We start from the raw sequence: 23,828 nt of genomic DNA, 5'->3' as shown, positions 1-23,828 counted from the left end.
CAGAGTTGGCCGGAGATCACTCTCGACAGGTGACTCCATGCTCTTGCCGCGTCTCCTGATCGCATTAGGCGTCGCTTTCACGTCGGGGGAGCCCTCACCCGGCCTCTCGGTCGAGCCGGAAGCGCTGACGATCGTCGGACCCGACGCGAGGGCACAAATCCTCGTGTCGGGAGTCGGAGGCGACGGGCGGGTCGTCGACCTGACCCACTCGCCCTCACTCCAGTACCGGAGTTTGGATGCGGGGGTCGTCCGGGTCGATGCCGGTGGCCGGCTCGTGCCGACGGGCACGGGCTCGACGTCGGTCGTGGTCCAGAGTGGGGGTGGGGGCAAGGTCGCGACGGTTCAAGTCAACGTTGAGGACTTCGCCGGTCGAAAGCCGATCTCGTTCGCCGGGGAGGTCGTGCCGATCTTCTCGAGGGCCGGGTGCAACACGGGCAGTTGCCACGGCAAGGCGAGTGGGCAGAATGGGTTCCGCCTCAGCCTGCTCGGCTTCGACCCGAGGCTCGACTACGAGTCCCTGGCTCGCGAAGGGCGAGGCCGTCGTGTCTTCCCCGCGTCGCCGGGGTCGAGCCTGCTCCTGCTCAAGCCGACGGCGGCAATTCCACACGGGGGAGGCCGGCGATTCTCGGCCGAGTCGCCGGAGGCCCGGACTCTCACGCGTTGGATCAGGCAGGGGATGCCTTTCGAGGCGGGCCCTGCGTCGGAAGCGGTGGCGCTCGAAATCTTCCCCGCCCGTCGCCGGATCGTGGGCCGCGGGAGCCAACAGCTCCGATTGGTGGCGCGGTATCGCAACGGGGTTTCGGTCGACGTGACGCACCTCGCCCGGTATCAGTCGAACGCCCCGGACCTCGCCTTGGTGGGAGAGGGGGGGCAGATCGAGGCGCTCGACGGTATCGGCGAGGCGGCCGTCCTCGCCCGATTCGGCGGCCGGGTCGCGATCGCGCGGGTGACGATCCCGAGCGGGGTGGAGCCTCCCCGGTGGATTCCGCCCCGGTCCGACAACCTGATCGACCCGCTCGTTTTCGGCAAGCTCCGCGAGTTGGGGATTCCTCCGTTGGGGGCCTGCACGGACGCCGAGTTCGCCCGCCGATCGTCGCTCGACATCTGCGGGATCCTGCCTTCGCCCGAAGAGGTTGTTGCCTTCGAGTCGAGCACCGACCGCGACAAGCGGGCCCGATGGGTCGACGGGCTCCTGGAACGGCCCGAGTATGCCGACCTCTTCGCGATGAAGTGGGGGGCCATCCTCCGGAACAAGCGGAGCCTCGGGGCCCTCTCGCAGCCCGGCTCGTTCGCCTTCCACGACTGGATCCGCGAGGCACTCGCCGAGAATTGGCCGTATACCCGATTCGTCGGCGAGATCCTCACCGCGAAGGGGGACGCGGCGGACCACCCGCCGGTCGTCTGGTATCGCGGGGCAAAGACCGTCGAAGAGCAGGTCGACGACTCCGCGCAGCTCTTCCTCGGCCTTCGCCTCCAGTGTGCCCGCTGCCACCACCACCCGCTCGAGGTCTGGGGCCAGGACGACTATTACGGCTTCGCCTCCCTCTTCGCGCGGGTCGGGCGCAAGGCCGGGCCCGACCCGGTCACGCCTCGCGTGTTCGTCAAACGCGAGGGACTCGCCGTCGACCCGATGACCGGCCGCTCGTATGGTCCCCGCGTCCTTGGCGGTCCCCAACTCAAGGATCTCGACCCCGAGCGCGACCCAAGGCAGGAACTCGTCGACTGGCTCGGTCGTCCCGACAATCCCTATTTCGCGCGAGCGGTCGTCAATCGTTACTGGAAGCATTTCCTCGGTCGAGGATTGGTCGAGCCCGAGGACGACATGAGGGCCAGCAATCCCCCCGCAAACCCCGAACTCCTCGACGCCCTCGCCGACGACTTCGTCCGCCACGGGCACGACCTCAAGCACCTCGTCCGGACGATCGCCACGAGCCTCGCATATGACCGCTCGAGCCTCCCCGCCAGCAGTCACGAGGCCGACCACCGCAACTTCGCCCGGTTCTACGCTCGGAGGCTCCCGGCCGAAGTCCTGCTCGACGCCATCAGCACCGTCTCGGGGACGCCCGCGGAGTTCGATGGCCTCCCTCCCTCGTTCCGCGCCACCCAGATACCCGACGACGGCGTGGCCTCCGCCTTCCTCGACGCCTTCGGCCGCCCCCGGCGTGAGAGCGTCTGCGAGTGCGAGCGTTCCGCCGAGCCGGATCTCTCGCAGGGCCTCCTCTTGCTGACGTCCCCGGAGCTCCAACGCCAGCTCCACGCCCCCGACTCCCGCGCCGCCCGCTGGCGCCTCGACCCGCGGCCCGATCTTGCCAAGGTCGAAGAGCTCTACCGAGTCGCCTTCGCACGGCCTCCCAGCCCCGACGAGTTATCCCTCGCCCTCTCCTACCTCGCCCAACACCGGGAGAACGGGTACGAGGACCTGATCTGGACCGTGATCAATACCAAGGAATTTCTGTTTAATCACTGATGGTAGAAAGTCGGTATTCACCACAAAGACACAAAGTAATATTGGATTAAATAATTAAATTTTATGATTGTAAATTAAATTTGTATATTTGTGATGAATATCGACTTCGGGATACCAGCCATGCTGAACGTCGTCGCGAGCCGCAGGAGCTTCCTTCGCCTCGGAGGGTTGGCCTTCCCAGCCTGGCTCCGGGCGAGGGCGATGGGGCAGGGGCCCCGGCGTGAGGCATCGGCGGTGATCCAGGTGGTGTTGGGGGGTGGGCCGTCGCAGATCGATTCGTATGACCCGAAGCCGGGGGCGCCGGTGGAGTTCCGGGGCGAGTTCGGGTCGATCGAGACGAACGTGCCGGGGGTTTCGATCAGCGAGTGTTTTCCCCGTCAGGCGCGGATCATGGACAAGCTCGCGATCGTGCGGAGCCTGCACCACGCGACGTCCGACCATGCGGGGGGGACGCACTGGATGATGACCGGCCACGCGCCGATCGAGCCGACCCCGCTTCGCAACGAACGGCCGAGCCTGGGGTCGGTCGTCGCGACGATGCGAGGAGGGCGTGTGGCGGGCTTGCCTTCGTATGTCGGGATTCCCGGCCCGGCCCCGTTCGGCCAGGGGGCCTATCTCGGACCGGGAACGAACCCGTTTAGCCTTGGCGCCGACCCGTCACGAGAGTTCACGCTCCGTAACCTGGAACTTCCCGAAGGCCTGACGCTCGGGCGCCTCGATGATCGGCACGGACTGCTCGCCGGGCTCGACCGGCTCGAGCGGAGCCGCGATGCCTCGGGACTGATGGAGGGCATGGACCGGTTCACCGCCGAGGCCTATGCCATGGTCACGGGCCCGTCGGCGCGTCGTGCGTTCGACCTCTCGCGCGAAGACCCACGGACGCGCGACCGATTCGGCCGGACGTCGATCGGCCAGGGTTGCCTGCTCGCGCGGCGACTCGTGGAGGCCGGGGTGCCGTTCGTCACCGTCGTCGAAGGCGGGTGGGACCACCACACCGAGGTCTTCGCGAACTGCCGGCCGATGCTTCCCGCCCTCGACGACGCGATCGCCGGGCTCGTCGGCGACCTGCACGACCGCGGCCTCGACCGCAAGGTCCTCGTGCTGGTCTGGGGCGAGTTCGGCCGGACGCCTCGCGTCAACGGATCAGGCGGCCGGGACCACTGGCCGTCGTCGATGAGTGCCGTGTTGGCCGGGTGCATCACGACCGGCCAGGTCATCGGCGCCTCCGATCGCCGGGGCGAGCGCCCCGCCGATCGCGCCTTGCGTCCCGAGGATTTGCTCCGTACAGTTTATGAAGTGCTCGGGATCGACCCACACCACGAATTCCCGAACGAGGCCGGCCGCCCCTTGGCGGTCCTGAACCAGGGTCGCCCGATCGCCGAACTGCTTTGAGCCCTACCCACCTTGCCCGCCTGTGATGGCTCGCCGCAGAGAATCATGGGTCGAAGAGAGGATTCACCACGAAGTCACAAAGAATACAAAGTAAAAACTCTTATTGATTTAAGAGTGATTCTTGGTTTTCCCTTTGTGCCTTCGTGGTGAATCCTCTCCCGCCCGGCGAACTCGCGATCGGCAACCTGCCTGGGAGCCCAATGATGAGGAAAGCCGATCGAATCGCGCTCGTGATCGTCCTTGCCCTGGGGACGAACTCGGCCCTGGCGCAGTTGCCCAAGCCTCGGCTGACCAGCCTTTCGAGGCTTGGCGTCGCGGTCGGCGAATCGGTCGACGTGACGCTTCGGGGCACCGACTTGGAAGGTGTCAGCCACCTCTGGTTCGACCACCCTGGGCTCCGGGCCTTCCACCTCAAGGACGCGACGTTCCGGGTGGTCTGCGCGACGGGGACGACCATCGGCCAGCACGACCTCCGGGCCGTCGGGCCGTTCGGCGTGAGCAACCCCCGCACGTTCGTCGTCGGGGATCGGCCCGAGTCGGGCGAGACGGAACCGAACAACGCTCCCGAGCAGGCGAACGCCATCACGGTCAACTCGGTCGTCAACGGGGAGATCACCGCGACCGACATCGACTCCTTCGCCTTCGAAGGGAAGAAAGGCCAGCGCCTCTTCTTCGACCTCGCCGCCGAACGGGTCGAGAGCCGGCTCGACGCGACGTTGCGGATCTTCGGCCCCGATGGTCGGGAAATCGCCGAGTCGCGTGACGCGCAGGGGACGGATCCGTTCCTCGACCTGACGTTGCCGGCCGACGGCCGTTACGTCATCAAAGTCCACGACATCATCTACGGCGGCTCCCCGGACCACCCCTATCGCCTGACCGTCACCGACGGCCCTTACATCGACGCGGTCGTGCCGGCGGTGGCGAATCCGTGGGCCCCGGCTTCGTTCACCCTGATCGGGCGTAACCTCGGGGGGACGCCCGCACCCGAGCTCGTCGTCGACGGTCGTCCGCTCGAACGTAAGGTCGTCAAGTTCACGCCGGCCTCCGGTGCGCTCGACTCGTACGCTCCGTCGCTCGCCTTCCTCCCGTCGCCGGCCGCGCCAAGACGGGGCTTCGAATACACGCTCCAGACTCCTTCGGGGGCGTCGAATCCCGTCTTCATCGCCGAGGCGACGGATCCGGTCGTCATCGAGAAGGAGCCCAACGACGAGGCCCATCCGCAGGAGGTGACGCTGCCTTGCGACGTCTCCGGGGCCTTCGGCGCCCCGAACGATCTCGACGTCTATCGCTTCAAGGCCAAGAAGGGTGAGGCCTGGTGGTTCGAGGCCGACGCCGAGCGCCTCGGTTCCTCGGCCGACCCTCTGCTGCTGATTCAGAAGGTGGACGCTGCCGGGAAGGCTGCGGATCTCGCCTCCGCGGAAGACTCGGCCGACCAGGGGGGCGGCGTCCGGTTCGGCACGGGGACGCTCGACGCCTCGCTCCGCTGGCAAGCCCCCGAGGACGGGACGTACCAGGTCGTCGTGAACGACCTCTACTCGTCGCAGCGTGGTGACGCCCGACTGGTCTATCGGCTCAGCATCCGTCCCGAGCGACCCGACTTCCGCCTCTTCGTCCTGCCCGGTAGTGCGGCCCTGGTGGATTCGATCGCGATCGGAGCCGGTGGCAAAGCCCTGGCGTACGTCCTGGCCTGGCGGTCCGACGGCTTCACGGGTCCGATCCGGGTCGAGGCGCGCGACCTCCCCCCCGGGATCCGTTGCGAGCCGGTCACGATCGCCGCGGGCACCGCGCTCGCCCCGATCGTCTTCGAGGCCGCCGAGGATGCCCCGCCGACCGTCGGGCGGGCCCGGATCGTCGGACTCGGTCGCGTCGGGGACAAGAAGGACGAGCTTCGCTACGTCGCCGGCGCGACGAGACTCGGACCGGACGTCGAGCACGAGGCGCTCGCTGGCGGCCTGGTCTGGCCGCCGGCCACCGCGACCCCCGCGACGACCATGGCTCGCTCTCGGGTCGTCCGTGGCCTCGTGCTGAGCGTCGGGAGCCCGGCGCCTCTCAGCCTCGCGGCGACACCGGCGACCGTGACCCTCGCCCAGGGCCATCAACTCAACCTCGACCTCGCGGTCAAGCGTCGGGCTGGGTTTGTCGAGGCGGTCACGGTCACCGCGTCCGACCTGCCGGCGAACCTGGCGAACGCGACGGCCACGGTCGCCAAGGAAGCGACGACCGGCACGCTCCCCCTGTTCGTGGCCAAGACGGTCGCTCCCGGCACGTACACCTTCGTGCTCAAGGGGGCCGGGCCGTATCCGTTCAACAAGGATCCGAACGCCAAGGAGAAGCCGAACATCAACCTCGACGACCCGTCAAACCCGATCACCCTGGTCGTCCGCCCCGCGCCCCTGGGCCTGACCTTGAACAACTCGGGGGGGATGCTGAAGCAGGGGGCGACCTTGGAAGTCGAGGTCACCGTCGAGCGTCGCGACGGCTTCGCCGGGGACGTCCCGCTCAGCCTGATTGCCCCCGCCGCCTCGAAGCTCTCGGCCATGCCCGCGACGCTCGCCGCCGGCCAGACGAAGACCAAGATCGCCGTCAAAGCCGCGGCCGACAGCCCCGTGGGTGCCGTGGCGTCACTCGTCATCCGGTCCGTTGCCAACGTCCGCGGCGAATCCATCGAAGTCGACGAGCCGTTGGTCCTGACGATCAACAAGTAATTTTTTAAATCTTCGTAGGGTGGGCATCGCCCACCATGATCTTGGATGTGTGGCGCTGACCAGGGGAAAAGGTGGGCGATGCCCACCCTGCGGGTTTACCCTCCTCCTCGTCGGTCCCGCCGTCCCCTCGACGCGGAGAACGCGATGCGACACGCCCTCGGCCTTGCTGCCCTGCTCCTGATCGCCGCCGACGCCCCGCCGACGCCGATCCCGGTGTCCGTCCCCACCCGCAAGGAGCCGGTGAGCTACGCCAAGGAGGTCGCCGACGTCCTCGGGGCCAAATGCACCGGCTGCCATAGCTCGGCCCTGGCCGAAGGGAAGCTGAACCTCGAAGAAGTCTCGGGGATGCTCAAGGGGGGCAAGCGCGGGGCCTCCGTCGTCCCCGGCAAGGCCGATGAGAGCCCGCTCTTCCAGATGGCCGCGCACCGGGTCAACCCCGTGATGCCGCCGGACAAGAAGAAAGATGCCAAGCCCCTCACTTCCGAGGAGCTCGGCCTGATCAAGCTCTGGATCGACGCCGGGGCCAAGGACGACTCGGCCGAGAACCCCGAGGAGGTCAAGCCGATCGAGCTCGGCGAACTCCCCCCCGGTGTCCAACCCGTCGTCGCGGTCGACCTGACCGCCGACGGGGCTCGCATCGCCTCGGGACGCGCCAACGTCGTGCAGGTCCACGACGCCGATTCGGGACTCCTCATCACCTCGCTCGGCGGCCACAAGGACATCATCCAGTCGATCCGATTCAGCCCCGACGGCGAGCGCCTCGCGGCCGGCAGCTACCAGGTCGTCACGCTTTGGAACCTCCCGAGCGGGGGTCTCGCACAGACGTTCGCCGGCCACTCCGAGCCGGTGAAGTCCCTGGTTGTGACCCCCGACGGCAAGTCGGTCATCTCCGCGGGCACCGACAAGACCGTTCGCGTCTGGAACCTCGCCGACGGCAAGCCGGTCCGCCAATGGAACGCCCCGGCCCCCGTCCTGGCCCTCGCCCTCTCGGCCGACGGCCGGACCCTGGCCGTCGGTGGCGCGGATGGAATCGTCCACCTCCAGGACCTCGCCGACGGCAAGGCGAAGGCAGACCTGGCCGGCCACACCGGTCCGATTCACGACCTGGCCTTCCTCCCCGACGGTCACCACCTCGTCTCGGCCTCCGCCGATGGCTCGGGCCGGATCTGGGCTGTCCCCTCGGAGGAGGACCTCAAGAAGGTCAACGCCCCCGACGTCCTCAAGGTCAGTGACGCCACCGTGCTCGCCGGCCACAAGGGGGCCGTCCGATCTCTGGCCATTTCCCCCGACGGCCAAACCATCGCGACCGGCGGCGAGGACGCCACCGTCCGGATCTGGCAGGCCGTCGACGGCAAGGCCGTCCGCACGATCGAAGGGCAGGGCGGAGCGGTCCTCTCCCTGGCGATCAGCCCCAAGGGGGACCTCCTCTTGACAGGCTCGGCCGATAAGTCGGCTCGCCTCTTCGAGCTGGCCCCGGGGACGCTCCGCTCGACCCTCTCCGGCCTCGACAGCCCCATCCGCAGCGTGGCCTTCTCGCCGAAGGGCGATCGGGTCGCGACCGCCGTTGAGAACGGCGGTTTGAAGGTCTGGGAGACCGCCTCCGGCCAGGGCGTCATCGCCTTCGGCCACCTCGGTCCTAACAACGCCCCGGCGCTCCCGATCGAGAAGATCGCATTCGCCGGCGAGGGCGTCCTCGTCTCGGCCTCGGCGGACAAGACCCTCAAGAGTTGGACCTTCGAAGGCTCGTGGTCGGAGATGAAGCCCCTCGGGCCGCACGTCTTCCGCGTCCTGGCGATCGACTTCAGCCCCGACGGCAAGCTCGTGGCCACCGGCGGCGGCGAGCCCTCACGCTCGGGCGAGGTCAAGATCTGGGAGGTCGCCACGGGGAACCTGGTACGCTCGATCGACTCGCTCCATTCCGATACCGTCTTCGGACTCCGGTTCAGCCCCGATGGCACCAAGCTCGCGTCGTGCGCGGCGGACAAGTTCTTGAAAGTGACCAACGTGGCCGACGGCAAAGAACTCCGGTCCTACGAGGGGCACACGAACCACGTCCTTTCCGTCGACTGGAAGTCCGACGGCAAGCAGCTCATCACCGGTGGCGCCGACAACGTCCTCAAGGTCTGGGACTTCGACACCGGCGAGCAGCTCCGCACCTTGCAGCCCGCCGGCAAGCAGCTTACGGCCGTCCGTTGGGTCCCGGGCAAGCCCGACGTTGCGGGGGCGTCCGGCGACAACGTGGTCCGCATCTGGAACCCCGACTCCGGCGCCGTCGCCCGGACCTTCACCGGCCCCTCCGACTATGTCTTCGGCGTCGGAATCTCGAAGGATGGCAAGAGGGTCTCCGCCGGCGGCGCCGACGGCCTTCTCTTCCTCTGGAACGGCGAGAACGCGAGCCTCATCCGGAAGATCGGAACTCTAGCTCCCAAGTAAGTGAATGTCTTGAATGCTCGCTCTGAAATCTGTTTTTTTCTTAAAAAACGGGTTTCTGTTGCCCGCGACTCGGACGTCCCCGCCTGGAATATCGCCGTGGATTCCCACAGAAACCTGTTTTTAAGAAATAAACAGGTTTCGTGGAAAACTGAGCGTCCCCATGCCTGACTATTTCGCCACGCAAGACCTCATCGGGGGCTTCGACCCCACCTTCTCCCCCGAGGTCTTCGACCACTCACTCCTGATCGTCGGCCTCGGCGGCAACGGCACCCATCTCGCCCTCGCCGCCGCCCGGATGGGCTTCTCAAGGATCGTCGGCATCGACTGCGACGTCGTCTCCGAGTGCAACCTCAGCCGACAGGTTCTCTACACCAAGGGCGACGTCGGTCGGAAAAAGGCCGACGTCGCTCTCGAGTCCCTCTCACGACATAACCTCAGGTCAAAAATCGAAACCCACCACCTCGACATCCTCGCCGAGCGTGCCCGTTTCGGCGACCTAGTCGCCGAGGCCGATCTCGTCTTCGTCGTCCTCGACCAGCCCTCCACCACCTTCTTCGCCGTCGACACCTGCTTCCATCACCGCAAGCCGACCATTACCGGAGGGACCTGCGTCCTCTCCGGCCTGAGCACCCGCGCCTGGTGGATGGGCCCCGGCCAGTCTCCGTGCCTCAACTGCCTCATCGCCACCCACGACTCGATGGCCGAATGGGTTCGCTTCTATCGTTGGGAAGGCGACGACGACCGGCGGCGATCTCCTGAAGTCGAAGCCATCGACAAACGACTTCGGCTCGAAGGAGGTCATCTCTCGACGTATCCCACCGCCTGCATCGGCTCCAACTTGATGATCGGCATGGCCGTCAACATCTTCCGAGGTCGGACTGACCTGCCGAGAGGCGTTGAGCTCTCGGTGTTGGATTTCACACTCGAAGCTCGTGACCTTAAGGTCCGGTCGAACTGCCCAACGTGCTTTTGCCTCGGACTTTCAGCATAGGGTGTCTCTCTCCCGAGGCTAGGATCGCTAAGGTTGCTGCGGCAAGTCATACAAGAGTATGCCTTGGCTGCCATGTTCAACGGCGAGGAGCAACCCGCTCGGCGAGAATTTCAGTGACCCAACCCATTCGAGGCCGAGGTTGTATTCTCGGATATTAGTTCTATAAATATTCTCGTTTTTCAATGAAAAAGTTTGCCAATGGCGTCGCTGGCCGAAGACCCTCACTGCGATATTCCTCGCCATGGGGTGCAAGTTGTTAATCCACATGTTCCGCGAGATCTGCTTTTGGGAGATGCACGCAACGACGTTTCCGTCGGCCGAGAGCCAAGCGGCGGAACTGTCCCACAGTTCCAATCGAAACGGTCGTGCTCCGATGACTCTGGGCTTCGGTTCTCGGATGCTGCATCGTTGCAGCGTCCCCTCGTCGTGCATGAAGAGGAAGGTTTCGCCGTCAGCGGCCCACGAATCGATGATGTGTCCTTTGGTGTCCGGCATGCTCTTACTGGTGAGGTCTACACAGTTCGGCAACCTCTTGCCGGTCTCGAGATCCCAAATGACGATACGTGACCCCGTGTCGTTTGCCACGACGTGCCTCCCATCGGGAGAGATGACAGGAAGAATCTCTTCGCCGAACGGGAGTTTCACGCGACTCCGGATCTTCCAAGACGACGTTGACCAGCATAGAACCTGCCATCCGACGGTCGATTGTTCGTCGCCAAGCAACATGACCGCAACAAGACGTTCCTTGTCGGATTACAATTTCATTGTAATGTTGAGATGTTTTTCGTTTTCGGTAACCAGTTCTACGGTCTTCTGGCCGGTCGAGAGATCCCAGACAGCTGACTGCACTCCTTCTTGAACGATTACGACGACACTCTCCGATACGAAATGGCATTCAGTAACGAAGTGAGGTCCGATTGCTCGAATCTCCCGCCAGGTCGTTGTGTCCCAGAATTTCACCCCTGTGTACAAGGTCTCCGTAGCCATGGTGCGTCCCCCTGGAGAGAAGCCAAGGTAACTGACCTCGTCCGAATCGCCTTCCGGGGTTGTGGTGCTCGTTCGAATACGCTTCAAGAGTTGACCCGATCGAGTGTCCCAAATCTCGAAGAAGTGATCTGGCTCTGTATCTTCTGAGCGGGTGGTGACGACTTTCGATTCGTCCGGGGAGAATCCCACGACCTTCACGGTGTCAAACGGCCTACTGTCGGGCTGGAGGCGGATGCGGGGATGCAATCGATTGGTTGCGGAATAGAAAACGAAGAACGAAACGGCTGCGAAGAGGGTCCCTACGACCAATAGAATCGATCTACTCGCTCGACTTCGCGGTACGATCGACCACATGCGTCGCTCCTGGGTTTGGTGGAAACGCCAATTCAAACATTTTGCGATCTTCTGCAAAGTTTGGAAAAGAGCGAATCGCTAAATCTTCGCCCGTTATTCCCGTTTCGGCTGGTGCCAGAACCTCTCGATGCCAGCAGCATGGCGACTCAAATCCGTCTTGTACTCGAATGCGAAAGCTCGAATGCGTTGTGCCAACTCGCCAGTGTCGCGCACTCTCCACCGGCCTCGATCTCGGGTTCCTGCCGGTTCCTTCTCGATCTAGTTTGGCAGAAGGGCGAATTGAACGAGCGGTCAGGGCTCTTTGACATTCGCCTGGGAATCGAGAATGGTGTCGGCCTCGGCTCCGCGGCTATGATGGGCGGATCATTAATCCAGACAAGGAGCGGCACACTCGGCCGTGATCGAATGCTCGAACGGTTGAGCCTGAAGAATTTCTCGGTCTTTCGCGACGTGGCACTCGATTTGTCACCCGGGATCAACGTCTTCATCGGTGCGAATGCCACGGGCAAGACACACGCGATGAAAGCCGCCTATTCCTTGATCAAGTCCGCTCGAGAACGAGAAGGCAAGACCGCATCGGACGGCAAACCGAAGTCGATTCCTTCAGCAAAGCTGGTAGACAAGCTAGCGGCCGTCTTTCGCCCCGACGGAGAGGGGGTCGGTCGACTCGTGCGGCGCTCGCGCGGGCGTCAGGCTTCGAGCATTGACCTGAAATTTAGCGAAGGTGGGATCGTTTGCAGCTTGACTGCTCCTTCGCTCGCAAAGGTCAAGATCCGTGGTCCGGTGAGCTTTCCGTCATGTCTCTTCCTTCCAACTCGAGAGGTTCTTTCGATTTTCCAGGGTTTTCTGGCCGCCTACCAGAACCGCGAGCTTGCCTTCGACGAGACCTATTACGACCTCTGCCTTGCCTTGAGCGCGTCCCCGTTGCGTGGCCAGAGGGGTGACGAGGCCGCCGACTTGTGGAGGCCGCTAGGCGAACTACTGAATGCGAAGGTCGTTCTCCAGAAGGACTCGTTTTACCTGAACTCCGAAGACGATGGCGAGGTCGAAGCACACCTCGTGGCGGAGGGGTATCGAAAAGTCGCGACGTTGATTCAATTGATCGCCAATGGATCACTGGCTGCGAACGACATCCTGTTCTGGGATGAGCCTGAGACGAACCTTAACCCGAGGCTGATCCGCGCCGTCGCCGACTTTCTGCTCCGCCTGGCCGCCGGTGGCGTGCAAGTGGTCATCGCGACCCACGATTACTTACTCACGAATGAACTCTCCCTCAACGCGGAGTATCAGACGCAAGAGGCAATCCGAGCCCCCATCCGTTTCTTTTCGTTCGTTCGCAATCAGGATCGGTCGGTCTCGGTGCAAGCGGGTGATACCCTGGCGGACCTCGACCACAACCCCATCATGGAAGAGTTCGCGGCCCTCTACGATCGCGAACGGATCCTTTTCTCTACGCCGAATGGACCACTCGCCCCGAGGAAGGCGTGAGACGTGCCCAAGACCTTCGAGGAGGGATTCCTGACGTTCGTCTTCGATGATGAATGGCTCGCCGTCAAATATGATGAGCATCCTGACTATCGAGGACGAATCCGAAATCTTCCGGAAACCAAGGCCGTCGATTTCGCGGCGATTGGCTCGGGGAACGCTTTGTTTCTCATCGAGGTGAAGGATTTCCGAGGACATCGGATCGAGAACCGCGACCGACTGCGTGACGACGACCTGGCGATCGAGGTGGCACAGAAGGTCAGGGACACGATCGCCGGGATCATTGCTGCTCATCACCGAGGCAATGTCGCCGACTGGGAACGGTTCGCCCAACGGTTGCTGAGCACGGACCCTCCGGTGCGAGTCCTACTCTGGCTGGAAGAGGACATTCACGCCGGGCCACTAGGGCGGTCCGAGAACCGGGCCTCGGTTTTGGTGGACCGGCTCAAGAGACACTTGCGATGGTTGACGACCAAAGTCTTCGTCACCAACCTTGCATCGGCCAATCTGAAGGGGGTTCAGGTGTCAAACCAGCCCGGCGCAGGACAGGGTTGAATCATGCGGTCTGCCGATATGCCGCCAGCCACTGACTGCTCTCGTTGGTCCACCTTGGGCGAGGTTTGGTTTCCTATGGCTTTTCGGCCTTTGCCGGTCCTTGGTCGTGTTTGGCGGAGACCTCGTGGGGCTTGGATACTGACGGGGAATGGGACGGCCTTGCCGCGGGGATGAGGAGTCCGCCGAGGGTGAAGAGGCCGGCGGAGAGGAGGATGGCGGCGGGGAGGGTCAGGACCCAGGCCAGGCCGATCTTTCGGACGGTCTCGCCCTGGATGCCGGAGCGGTTCGCCCGCATGGTGCCGGCGATGCCCGAGGAGAGGACGTGGGTCGTGCTGACGGGCATGTGGGCGACGTCGGCCAGGCCGATCGTGACGGCGGCGACCACCTCGGCGGCGGCCCCCTGGGCGTAGGTCAGGTGGGTCTTGCCGATCTTCTCGGCGACCGTGATCACGATCCGCTGGTAGCCGATCATCGTCCCGATCCCGAGGGCGAGCGCCACGCCGAGCTTGACCCAGGTCGGCACGTACTCGATCGACTCGGAGAAATGCTGACGCTGGGAGGAGATCGCCTCGTATCCCGCGGGGGAGAGACCCGCTTGGGGGAGGTCCCGGCGGACGCGATAGATCGCGCGGCGGATCGTCCAGCGGTCGGCCGCGGGGACCTCGGCGAAGCTGGTCTTCCCCTCGAGGCCGACGATGATCGCGTCGACGTCCTTGTGGAGATCCGTCGTGTCGGTGCCCGGCTTGGCGTCTTGCTTCGCGAGGGTGTCGCGGATCGAGACCGCGGCCTCGTGCATCAGCTTCGCCCGGTTCGGGTGGTCGAGGTCGAGGGCGTAATAGGCGGGGAGGAATCCAATCAAGACGAGGAGGATCAACCCCATCCCTTTTTGCCCGTCGTTCGAGCCGTGGGCGAGGCTGACGCCGCCGCAAGTTGCGATCAGGACCGCACGGACCCACCCGGGGGGCGTGTCACCGTCGACGGGGGGTTGGTAGAGCCGTGGCTCGCTGAGGTAGCGTTTCATGGTCAGGAGCAGCGCCCCGGCGGCCACGAATCCGATGATCGGGGAGATGAACAGCGAGAGGCCGACCTCAAGCGCCTTCGACCAATTCACGCCGGAGATGTCCCCCCGCGTGACCAGGCTATTGGCCAGGCCAACGCCGAGGATCGAGCCGATCAGCGTGTGCGAGCTCGAGACGGGCAAGCCGTACCACCAGGTGGCCAAGTTCCAGGTCAGCCCGGCCAGGAGCAGCGAGATGACCATCACGACCGCCCGGACCGAGGCGCTGTCGATCAGCAGGTCGACGGGGAGCAAATTCACGATCCCGAACGCCACGGCCGTCCCACCGAGGGCGACGCCCAAAAAATTGCAGATGCCCGAATAGATGACGGCGGGGGTTGCCGGGAGTGTGCGGGTGTAGATCACCGTCGTGACGGCGTTCGCGGTGTCGTGGAAGCCGTTCACGAACTCGAAGCCGAAGGCGATGATCAAGGCTACGGCGAAGCCGATTGCGCTCGGCGCGGGGAGTTGGCCCAGCGCCTCCCAGAGAGACGTGCTCACTGCGTGATCTCCGTAGGGTCATCGGGCGCAGGGACGCCGTCGAGTCTCGGGTCGCGTCGGACGTCATGGGCAAAAGGGACCACTCGGCCCGCTTTGCCGCTCGACGTCTCCGAACCCCTCGACCGGTCATCCGATCCCGTCGTCAACGCACGCCGAAGGGAGGGTCGAGCTCGGAGCATACCCCCCGGAAATGCGCTTCGGCAAGGACCTTCGACGGGCATTTCTCGTTCCTGGATGGCGTTGCGCCCTCGAATTCACAGGGAACTCGGGTGGGTATTCGCTCGGATTTTGAAGATACGATGTGGAATCGATTTAAGATTCGTGAGTGGTGGGGGATCAAGGGAGTCGTCGCGACGCCCGGAGGAAGAAGACGGTCGTGATCACGACGTTGAAGAGGGTGATGGCGATCCGGATCAGGCGGGGGTCGAGGCGTCGGGCGACTCGGGCGCCGGAGTAGCCGCCGAGGACGGCGCCGAGGAGCATGGTGAGCGTCGGGAGCCACCAGACCTTGCCCGCGATGATGAAGCAGACCACGGCGACGGAGTTCATCGTCCCGACGATGAGCGTCTTGGCGGCGTTCATCGCGGTGATGTCGGTGTGGCCCAGGAGACTCAATGCGGCCATCGTCATGATGCCGACGGCCCCACCGAAGTAGCCGCCGTAGATCCCGAGCAAGAACTGCCCGCAGACGAGCGTTTTCGGGCCGATCTGGATCCAACGCCTGAGCCACGCCCCGGCCTGCTTGCCGAAGGCGAAGGTCAGGGTCCCGACCAGGAGCAGCCACGGGGCGATGCCGTCGAACGAGGTTTGAGGTGTGACGAGGAGGAGGATCGCGCCGACGAGGCCCCCGGCGAGGCTTGCGATCAGCATCGCGGGGAGAGAGAGGCCCTCGAACTTTGCGAAGTCGTCGCGATACGCCCAGGCGCTCGCGAGGCTCCCTGGGAAGAGGGCGACCGTGCTCGAGGCGTTCGCGGCCACCGAGGGCAAACCGACAGCCACCAGCGCGGGCAAGGTCACGAACGACCCGCCGCCCGCCGCTGCATTCATCGCCCCCGCGACGAGACCCGTCCCGAGAAGAAAAAGAGCCTGGTTCATCGCCCGAGTATCGCCCCACTCGGGCCGGTTGGCAATCCGCTTTCGCTGCCAACAGACCCACGAAACCGCACGGACGTCCCCCCGGTCGGTGGGGCACTCTTGCCCCACTCTTTGCTAATGTCCCCCCGGTCGGTGGGGCACTCTTGCCCCGCGATTTTCGCCGGAAAAGCGGGGCAAGAGTGCCCCGCCTACCGGGGGATCATCTTCATCGGGATGAAGCCACCTACATGGCTTCAACTCTTCGCGTCGACGAATTACTGCGGCTGCGGGGGGGGCGGAGTGACGCCGGTGTGGGGGTCGGGCTGGGGCTGGAAGTGATTGAAGTCCATCCCCGAGAAGAACTTGGTGATCTTCTGGGGGTCGCGGGGGGCGGTCGGCGCTTCGGAGGGCAACTGCACGTCGACCTGGGTACGATCGCGGAGCGCCACGAGCAGCGGGTAGAGCTGGTCGTAGGCCATTTCCTGGGCGGGGTTCTTCGCCACACCGAAGCGGAGGTTCATGCTCTGCATGAACGTGATCAGGAGCCCGAGCTTCGTCGTCGGGTACTTGTTCAGGCCGATGAGGAACTTGTCGACGGACGGCGACTCGAGCATCTTGGTGAGGCCGTAGAGGGCCTTGAGGAAGTTGTCGGCCTCGGAGCGGTCGCGGGTCCCCAGGGGGAGCACCTTGGCGACCTTGTCCTGCACGACCTTGATCGCCGCGCGGAGCTGCCGGAGGGTGTCGATCGAGACCGGTTGATCCGCATCGAGGTCTTTGCGGGCACTCGCGGCGATCGCGCGGATCGACTTGCGGTCGGACTCGAAGGCGGGGTTCGTCGCGAGGGCGTCCGGCACCCCTCGGGCGCTGATGTCCTCGAGGCTGATCGCGATCATCTTCGCGGCGTACTGGAATTCGATGTTCTTGACGAGCTGGCTGGGGATGGCCTGCTCGGCGCGTTGCACGGCCGAACTGTAGACCTTGGGGTTCGTCAGCTCGTCGAAGACGACGTTCAAGGCGTTGCCGCTGTGGATGTCGGACGCGCTCGGGTTGTCGCGGAGGCGCTTGTAGGTGGAGTCGGCCGTCTCATTGATCTTCTGCTGACGCTCGGCCATGCGCGCGTATTCGCGGCGATTGCTCACCTGCTGGCTTTCCCAGAGGTATTCGTTGGCCCGCATCGCGGTGTCGGCATTGATCGAACGGGCCTGGGCAGTCTGGACGTTGTAGGCCCCGGCCCCGGCGGCGTAGACGCCCATGCCGCGTGCGACGCTGCCCTGAACGGTTTCGCCGCCTCCGCCCCAACCACCCCAGCCGCCATAACCGCCTGGGTAGTTGTATTGCGCGTGGGCAGGAATCGCCTGCATGGCGATGACGGCGGATAGCAACGCGGTTCGCGCCAGGAAACGACGCATGAGAACGGCTCCTTCTCGGTCTGCGACGACGCCGACAAGAAGACGCTTCTCGCCGGGCGTCCTCACCCTGATTCGGCTCAGCGAGGGGTTGATCGGCCTCGACCTCGGCCCCTCGATATTGGACAGTTGCGCGTTTGCCGGCCTTGGCAACTCCAGGCTCGCCGCTCCCGTCGAACCGACCGAGGGACCCACCCAACTCCAGTCCCCGATCGGGGTCGGTGTTAGGCTTCCGGTCTGTGTTCGCGGAGGGGCGATGCCCCGACGACTTGCATCAATTGTGCGATATAAACCCGCATCTGATCAAGATGTTCGGTTTCCCTTTTTGGCGAATGCCGACGACCTTGCGGGTCGGTGGAACACTCCTGCCCCGATCGGCCGGGAAGGCCCGTCCAGGACCCGGGAAACGCGAACATTCCGGGCCCGTTGCCCTGCCGATTGACGCGAACTCCGGGAGACTTCGGGCCGAAGTCCTCGGATCGGGGATCAGAAGTAAACGAGGAAAATGCCCAGGAGGATCAAGGTCCAGAAGATCATGCCTTCGTCGAACCTCGCGAGGAGCCAGAAGTACAACGAAGAGAGCAGGAGGGTCTCGCCGATCCAGGCGACGACTGGCTGAACTCCCAGGTTGGCCGCCAGCTGTCGCTGCCAGGGCGCCCAGTTGAGGGTCTCCCAACTCCCGATGAACGCGAAGAAGAGGAACGCGACACCCGCCGTGTAGATGATGCCCAGGAAGAGGTAGCGATCCCGGATCACATCGAACTTAACCTGGGTTTTTACCAGGCTATAAAGATAGAAAAACTTCATACCGAGAACGAATGAATTGACCGAAAACTCCATGGGATGCCTCCGTCGCTCGTGCTGTGTCAGGTACGATCTGGACACTCGGAGCGATCATGCCTTTGGGCGAAACCTGCACGGGCCAGGGTTGGTCGTGGGGATCTGCAACGATCGAAGGCCCGGCGTCGAGTCGTCATCGACTCCGGCACGCCTATCGACGACCGATCGGGGCTTGTAGACGCCGTCGGGTGCCGTGTCGAGTCGGCATCCCGCCGATCCCTTCCAACGACGTCCGACCGAGCCGTCCGGGCTCCGACCGACATGCTGCATTTTTCCAAATATAGAATGGATTTGAGGGTGAGGCGTCCGAAGTCCCGGAGACGGTCGTCGGTTCTCTCGGTTTATCATCGCGAAGGCCCCTCGCACCCTCACCTCGGGTTGTCGTTGACTTCGTGCATTCGTAACGAATCTCCCATAAAGTCGATTGCTCGACACCGGTGGGCTTCCCCGATGAGTTCCCGATTCCGCCGTCACGGAGAGCTGATTCACATGAGAGATCCCCTGACTCGGCGCGCCTTCCTCGCGACTTCCGCGGTGCTCTCAACCTTGCCGGTGGCAGCCGACGAACCTCCCGCGGCGGTGAAGAAACTCAAGGTCGTCGTCTTCGGCGGCCATCCCGACGACCCCGAGTCGGGGGCAGGGGGGCTCGTGGCCGCATTGACTCGGCAAGGCCACGAGGTCATCCTCGCCTACGCCGCCACCTTCCGGGCCGATCGCCGATGCTTCGGACGCCCCGAATCCGACGTCCGGCGCGAGGAATTGGCGGCGGCCTGTCGACGACTCGGCGCGATCCCCAAGGTCTTCCCCTACGCCGCCGAGAAGTTCGAGGCCGACGACGCGACCTTGCGCGTCGTCTCATCCTGGCTCGACGAGGTCCGGCCGGATGTCGTGGTCACGCATTGGCCGATCGACATGCACCCGAACCACCACGTCGTCAGCTCGCTCGTCTGGCGATGCTACACCCGGAAGGGGGGCTGGAACCTCTATTTCTTCGAGGTCATGCTCGACCAGCAGACCCTCGCCTTCTCCCCCGAGCTCTATCTCGACATCGCCCCGATCCGCGAGCTCAAGCAGCAGGCCTTGATGGAGCACAAGAGCCAGCTTCCGGAGTCGATCTGGGCGGCCCACGACCGGATGCACCGGAAACGCGGGGCCGAGTGCGGCGTCGAGTTCGCCGAGGCCTATTCGCTGGTCGAGGCCAAGGAGGGATGTCCTCTGCTCCCGGTGCCGTTCCTGCCAAGGAAAACGGGCCGAGGGCCGAGCTGACTCGGCCTTCGGCCCGATCTTTGGGAGTCGGCGACTTTCGCCGTTGGCCCGCCCTCGGTCGATCAACCCAGTCGGCGGAACTCGACGCGGATCTCCCCGAGATCGAAGACCTCGCCGGCCGGGGCGGTCAAGCCGTCGATCGCCCGATTCGGCTTGGGGTCGAACTCCTGTCGGGGATGGTTCGGGTCCTCGATCCAAAGATTCACCGGCGCCGCCGGGTTGATCCCCTCGATTCGGAATCGGCCGTCGGCGTCGGTGGTCGCCTCGCGAGGCCGGAAGAGCGGGTCGGACGGGCCGTATCGCGACGGACGCGAGGCGCTCAGCTTCGTCCCTCGGAGCGGGACGCCGTCGTCGGCGAGCAGCCGACCCGCCAGGGTCCCGCATCGGTCGAGTCTGACGGCCAAGGGGGTGGTTTTGACTCCCGCACTCTTTACGGTCACTGCACCGGCCAGCCCCAGGATTTCCTGCCGGAACTCCACGAAACGCTCCTGGCCGGGCCGCAACCCCAGGACTTCGAATCGAGATCCCGCGATCGTGGCCGAGCTGAATGGGTCGATGGTCAGGCCCATCGCCTTCACCCCGGACGTCGGCTTTCCCCCCGGGATGATCAACTCGCCCTCGATGACGGGGGTCGAAGCGACGGCCATCTCGATCGAGACGGGGCCGGACCCTTCGGGGACGTCGACCAGGCGATAGGCGTTGTTGAGCGAGAGGGAGACGACCGGAGGAAGTCCGCCTCGCCCGTTATCAGCGAGCGTCGCCCGGTCGGCGGGGGTGAGTTCGGCTTCGGGATAGCGGTTGGGCTTGGCCCGAAGCTTCACGACGACGATCCCTCGGCCAGGGGGGACCGTCAGTCGAAACCCGTTGTCGGGGGCGAAGGCCATCCCATGGAGGTTGCCTCGATGAGGGTTGCCCGCGAGGGGGTAGTACTGGACCCACTCGCAAGGGAGGACCTGGCCGGTCTCTTCCTCGGTGACTCGACCCTGGACGACCACGCCTCGGGGCAATTCGAACGTGGCGTCGATCGGCTTCAGGTTCTCGGTATCGCTCAAGGTTTGGGAAGAGCCTTTGAGGTAGGGTGATCCCGGGATGGGGCGGACGTCGACTCGGTAGTTCTCCGACTTCGGGAGTCCGTCGATGCGGAAGTGCCCGCTCGCGTCGGTCTTGGTCATCCTGACCGACCAGAGCTTGCGGGCGGCCTGGCCCGCGACCGTGACCCCCGCAACCGGCTCGCCGGTCCCCTTCACGCGTACGAACCCCTGGATCGGCTTGCCGGGGCCGACGACTCGCTCGAACGTGGCGCCGTAGAGGGGCAGCGTGATCTCGCCATAGAGCGGATCGGGCGTCGGTGATTTCGGCCGGCCGGCCATGGCAGAAGCGAGGGAAGGCCGGTCGAGGACCGCGACGCGGGCGTATTCGAGCCCTTGGCCCTCGACCCTCAGGAGCGCGAGTCGGTCTCGGCCCAGGCCTTTGAACTCGAAGCGACCGTCCGCGTCGGTCTTGACCGTCCCGGCCTGGCCGAGCCAGGGAACACTTCCCAGGACAGGGCCTCGGAAGCGGTTGGTCACGACGAAGTCATCCCAGTCCAACCGTCCGGAGGCCAGCAAAGGGCCGGGGTCCGCGTCTCGGATCTCGGCGAGCTTCTCGACGCGGACGACCGCCCCGGCGGCGGGGCGGCCCTCGGTGTCGAGGATTCTCCCCCGGACCGGTACGTCGTCGAGTGCGAGACGCAGGGTCGCGTCCCCCTTCGAGGCGTCGACCGCTTTGATCCACGAGGAGCCGAAGCCGGCCGTCGTCGCCACCACGATGGCCTCGTGCCAGGGGGGGCTGTCATCCAACGCGACGTTGCTCTTCGAGGGATCGAGGTCGAACCGGAACCGACCATCCGAACCCGAGACGGCGACTCGCTCATGAAGGAAGGCCTGGTCCGAGTCGCCCCCCCAGTGGCTGTGTTGCACATAGAGCGTGGCGCCGGCAACCGGCCGATCCCGGGGGTCGACGACGCGCCCCGAAATTGACACCGGTTTGGAGTTGTCGTCGGCCCGGGGCGCGGCCGGTTTCGTGGCCTTCGCCGCGTCGGCGAAGGCGAGCACGGCCGGGGGTTCTTGATGTCGCTCGTCCCCGACGTTGTTCGTTCGGGTAACCAAGGTGGCGGCCAGGAGCGTCGACCCGCCGGCGAATCCCACGAGGGCTATCCACTTCAGCTTGGCAATCGTCATCGTCCTGAGCATCCGCTCGCAACCGGCGACGGCGGATACCGAGACCACCCCCGCGGCGAACGTCCCCGACGTGCCCGCCTTGGCGACCTCGGCCAAGGCGGCCACCCAGGCGTTGGGGACGGCCTCGGCCTTCGCGGCTTCGGTCAGGGTCGAGGCCAGGGCAACGGCCGAGAGTGCAACCCCTCGGCGGGCCAATCTTTGGCGGAGTAGCTCGCGTGCCCGAGCGACCCGGCCTCGGACGGTCCCCACCGTCCAGCCGAGTTGCTGGGCGGCCTGCGCATGGGTCATCTCTTCGAAGTGGCAGAGGACGACCGGGAGTCGGAGCTTCTCCGGGAGCCGGTTCACCTCCTGGCACACCACGTGGGTTTCTTTTTCCTCACCCTCGACGCTTCCCACCTTCGCGTTGGCCAAGGCCCCGGCCCGTCTCTCGACCTCACGGCGTCTGGCGGCGTCGGAATTCATCTGGGTCGCCATGTTGAACGCCACCCGGTAGAGCCACCCGGCCAGTGATACCCCCGCCCGGATCGAGCCTGCTTTCCTCAACAACACCAGGAAGGTCGCCTGGAACGCGTCCGGGACGTCCTCGGGACTTCGGAGCACCCCCCGGCAGACGCCCAAAACCATCGGCCCATGCCGTCTCACCAACTCCTCGAAGGCCTTCGCGTCCCCGCCGGCTCGGAACCGTTCGAGCAGCTGATCGTCGGGGACCTCGGAGACGGTCCCGAACCGGAAAAGGTCCTGGACCTGGCGGATCGCGGTGCCGAGTTGCGTGCTGGCCATCAGTCATCCCCCATCGAGACCGGATCGTTAATGCCTATTAGGACGGTCGAGGGGTGGTCAACGACATGGTTTTTTGGGATTTTCGAAAAACACGTTGGGAGCGAGTCCGGCGTCATCGGTGGCTGTGTGCTACGACTTTCGATCATGCCAGCGTCTCGGCCAAGGAGACTTGAGGATGCCAATGGTCCAAACGCTCCGGGCAGTTTGTCGTGTCACTCATCCTCAGATCTACGAGGGGACTTGCCCATGGTGCGAGTGCGTCATGTACGATGGGGAATCCGCCCGGTGGAGTCACCGAGTTACGTGGTATCGCCGAGGTGGAACCTCGATCGAATCTTGAATGACCTTGAACAGGCCAACCTTGAAATCCAAGGGATCACTTTGGCCAATCTCCGCGGCTACTCGTCAGTCGAGTGGAAGCGGAGCATCACCATCGATAAGACCGACGAATTCGGTCAATACGTCTTGGTTGCTCGCTCAGAGATTCTGCGCATCCTCGCCAAGGCCGAGTCGCTCGAGCCGGAAGAGTCCTACTGGCCTGGAATGGCAGGTATGCTAAATCATGTGTGGATATATGATCGTTGGTCTCCAGAAGATGAGATCAGTCGCGAATTTGGGCGAAACGCCGTGGCCGCGTTCGAGAGAGGCTTGGAAATCGAGACCGATCGAGTCGGACGCACTGATTTCTTATATGCGCTGATACAGGTCGTGCTTCAGGTCGGGGAGATGGACAAGGCGGGGGAAATTGCCGAACGACTCCTTGTCGAGACCGAGTTGATTGCAGCGGACTCAGGCTGGTCCCCTGTACTCGGGGACGGCAAGCATCTGGCCCATATCGTGCTGGGACTCATAGCACTCTCGAGAGATGATCGAGAAACCGCCAAGGACCATCTTCTGGCCTCCGTCGAGACGGAAGGCGGAGGTGTCCTCAATTCGTACGGGCCAAGGATGGACTTGGCTGAGGCGCTCCTGAAGCTGGGCGAGGCTCAGGTTGTAATACTCTATCTGCGTTTCTGCGCGAGCTTCTGGGAGATGGAGAATGGCCGCCTTGAACGATGGATCAATCAGATCGAGCAAGGTTTGACACCTGATTTTGGGACGAATCTGCATCGGTAAACGGCGGCCCCAACATCGGGCGAGCTTTAGCCACGGATACTCCTCCGAAGCGACCCTCGAGAACTCTCGCGTCTGAATTCGGATTTGGACAATTGATCGGTCGGCCTCGTCGCGAATGCACACAAGGCATGTCGATCCGCAGATGTCGCAGATCGACGCAGATGAAAACATTGAAAATTTCGAATTTCATCTGCGTCGAA

General features: G+C 64.4%; 15 protein-coding genes. 9 read left to right on the top strand and 6 right to left on the bottom strand.

Annotated features, from left to right (window positions below):
- Positions 1 to 37: 37 nt before the first annotated feature.
- The 5 genes from ACYOEI_RS39675 (at position 38) to ACYOEI_RS39655 (ending at position 9,988) form a co-directional block, all read left to right on the top strand.
- Entirely contained in the window at positions 38 to 2,467 is a 2,430-nt protein-coding gene (locus tag ACYOEI_RS39675) for a DUF1549 and DUF1553 domain-containing protein (RefSeq protein ID WP_462856135.1), read from the top strand.
- Between the two features lie 120 nt (positions 2,468 to 2,587).
- Positions 2,588 to 3,859 (top strand): DUF1501 domain-containing protein, encoded by a 1,272-nt coding sequence (locus ACYOEI_RS39670; RefSeq protein ID WP_462856133.1) that lies wholly within the window; start codon positions 2,588 to 2,590, stop codon positions 3,857 to 3,859.
- A gap of 200 nt (positions 3,860 to 4,059) precedes the next feature.
- Entirely contained in the window at positions 4,060 to 6,564 is a 2,505-nt protein-coding gene (locus tag ACYOEI_RS39665; RefSeq protein ID WP_462856131.1) for a PPC domain-containing protein, read from the top strand.
- Positions 6,565 to 6,708: 144 nt separating this feature from the next.
- Positions 6,709 to 8,997 (top strand): c-type cytochrome domain-containing protein, encoded by a 2,289-nt coding sequence (locus ACYOEI_RS39660; RefSeq protein WP_462856129.1) that lies wholly within the window; start codon positions 6,709 to 6,711, stop codon positions 8,995 to 8,997.
- Between the two features lie 160 nt (positions 8,998 to 9,157).
- Positions 9,158 to 9,988, top strand: coding sequence for a HesA/MoeB/ThiF family protein (locus tag ACYOEI_RS39655; RefSeq protein WP_462856128.1), 831 nt, complete (start codon positions 9,158 to 9,160; stop codon positions 9,986 to 9,988).
- A gap of 27 nt (positions 9,989 to 10,015) precedes the next feature.
- Here the strand turns inward: ACYOEI_RS39655 and ACYOEI_RS39650 are convergent, their stop codons facing one another.
- Positions 10,016 to 10,633 carry a WD40 repeat domain-containing protein gene (locus ACYOEI_RS39650; protein WP_462856127.1) on the bottom strand — a complete coding sequence of 206 codons (618 nt, stop codon included), beginning with the start codon at positions 10,631 to 10,633 and terminating at the stop codon, positions 10,016 to 10,018.
- Between the two features lie 756 nt (positions 10,634 to 11,389).
- On the opposite strand from ACYOEI_RS39650, the gene ACYOEI_RS39645 reads away from it, so the two are divergent.
- The gene (locus ACYOEI_RS39645) at positions 11,390 to 12,817 is read left to right on the top strand and encodes an AAA family ATPase (protein ID WP_462856125.1); all 1,428 of its coding nucleotides are present in this window, start codon (positions 11,390 to 11,392) and stop codon (positions 12,815 to 12,817) included.
- 3 nt (positions 12,818 to 12,820) lie between these two features.
- Complete coding sequence (locus ACYOEI_RS39640) at positions 12,821 to 13,369, top strand: cysteine--tRNA ligase (RefSeq protein WP_462856123.1); 549 nt, start codon at positions 12,821 to 12,823, stop codon at positions 13,367 to 13,369.
- A gap of 73 nt (positions 13,370 to 13,442) precedes the next feature.
- Here the strand turns inward: ACYOEI_RS39640 and ACYOEI_RS39635 are convergent, their stop codons facing one another.
- From ACYOEI_RS39635 to ACYOEI_RS39620, 4 genes are all read right to left on the bottom strand, one after another.
- Complete coding sequence (locus tag ACYOEI_RS39635) at positions 13,443 to 14,927, bottom strand: inorganic phosphate transporter (protein WP_462856121.1); 1,485 nt, start codon at positions 14,925 to 14,927, stop codon at positions 13,443 to 13,445.
- 336 nt (positions 14,928 to 15,263) lie between these two features.
- Complete coding sequence (locus ACYOEI_RS39630; RefSeq protein WP_462856119.1) at positions 15,264 to 16,022, bottom strand: sulfite exporter TauE/SafE family protein; 759 nt, start codon at positions 16,020 to 16,022, stop codon at positions 15,264 to 15,266.
- Positions 16,023 to 16,276: 254 nt separating this feature from the next.
- Complete coding sequence (locus tag ACYOEI_RS39625) at positions 16,277 to 17,410, bottom strand: hypothetical protein (protein ID WP_462856118.1); 1,134 nt, start codon at positions 17,408 to 17,410, stop codon at positions 16,277 to 16,279.
- Positions 17,411 to 17,893: 483 nt separating this feature from the next.
- Positions 17,894 to 18,247 (bottom strand): hypothetical protein, encoded by a 354-nt coding sequence (locus ACYOEI_RS39620; RefSeq protein ID WP_462856116.1) that lies wholly within the window; start codon positions 18,245 to 18,247, stop codon positions 17,894 to 17,896.
- Positions 18,248 to 18,736: 489 nt separating this feature from the next.
- Between ACYOEI_RS39620 and ACYOEI_RS39615 the strand changes: the two genes are divergently transcribed.
- Positions 18,737 to 19,513: a PIG-L deacetylase family protein gene (locus tag ACYOEI_RS39615; RefSeq protein WP_462856114.1), complete on the top strand. Its 777-nt coding sequence runs from the start codon at positions 18,737 to 18,739 to the stop codon at positions 19,511 to 19,513.
- Between the two features lie 62 nt (positions 19,514 to 19,575).
- Here ACYOEI_RS39615 and ACYOEI_RS39610 read toward each other — a convergent pair whose 3' ends face one another.
- A complete protein-coding gene (locus tag ACYOEI_RS39610; RefSeq protein WP_462856112.1) occupies positions 19,576 to 22,512 on the bottom strand; it encodes a sigma-70 family RNA polymerase sigma factor in 2,937 nt (978 codons plus the stop codon).
- A gap of 336 nt (positions 22,513 to 22,848) precedes the next feature.
- Between ACYOEI_RS39610 and ACYOEI_RS39605 the strand changes: the two genes are divergently transcribed.
- On the top strand, positions 22,849 to 23,628 hold the full coding sequence (locus tag ACYOEI_RS39605; RefSeq protein ID WP_462856110.1) for a tetratricopeptide repeat protein: 780 nt from the start codon (positions 22,849 to 22,851) through the stop codon (positions 23,626 to 23,628).
- The last annotated feature ends 200 nt before the right edge of the window (positions 23,629 to 23,828 follow it).

The sequence above is a fragment of the Singulisphaera rosea genome (assembly GCF_054877945.1).
Note: the sequence above shows the minus strand (reverse complement) of the source record. Positions and strands in the feature narration are given on the sequence as shown.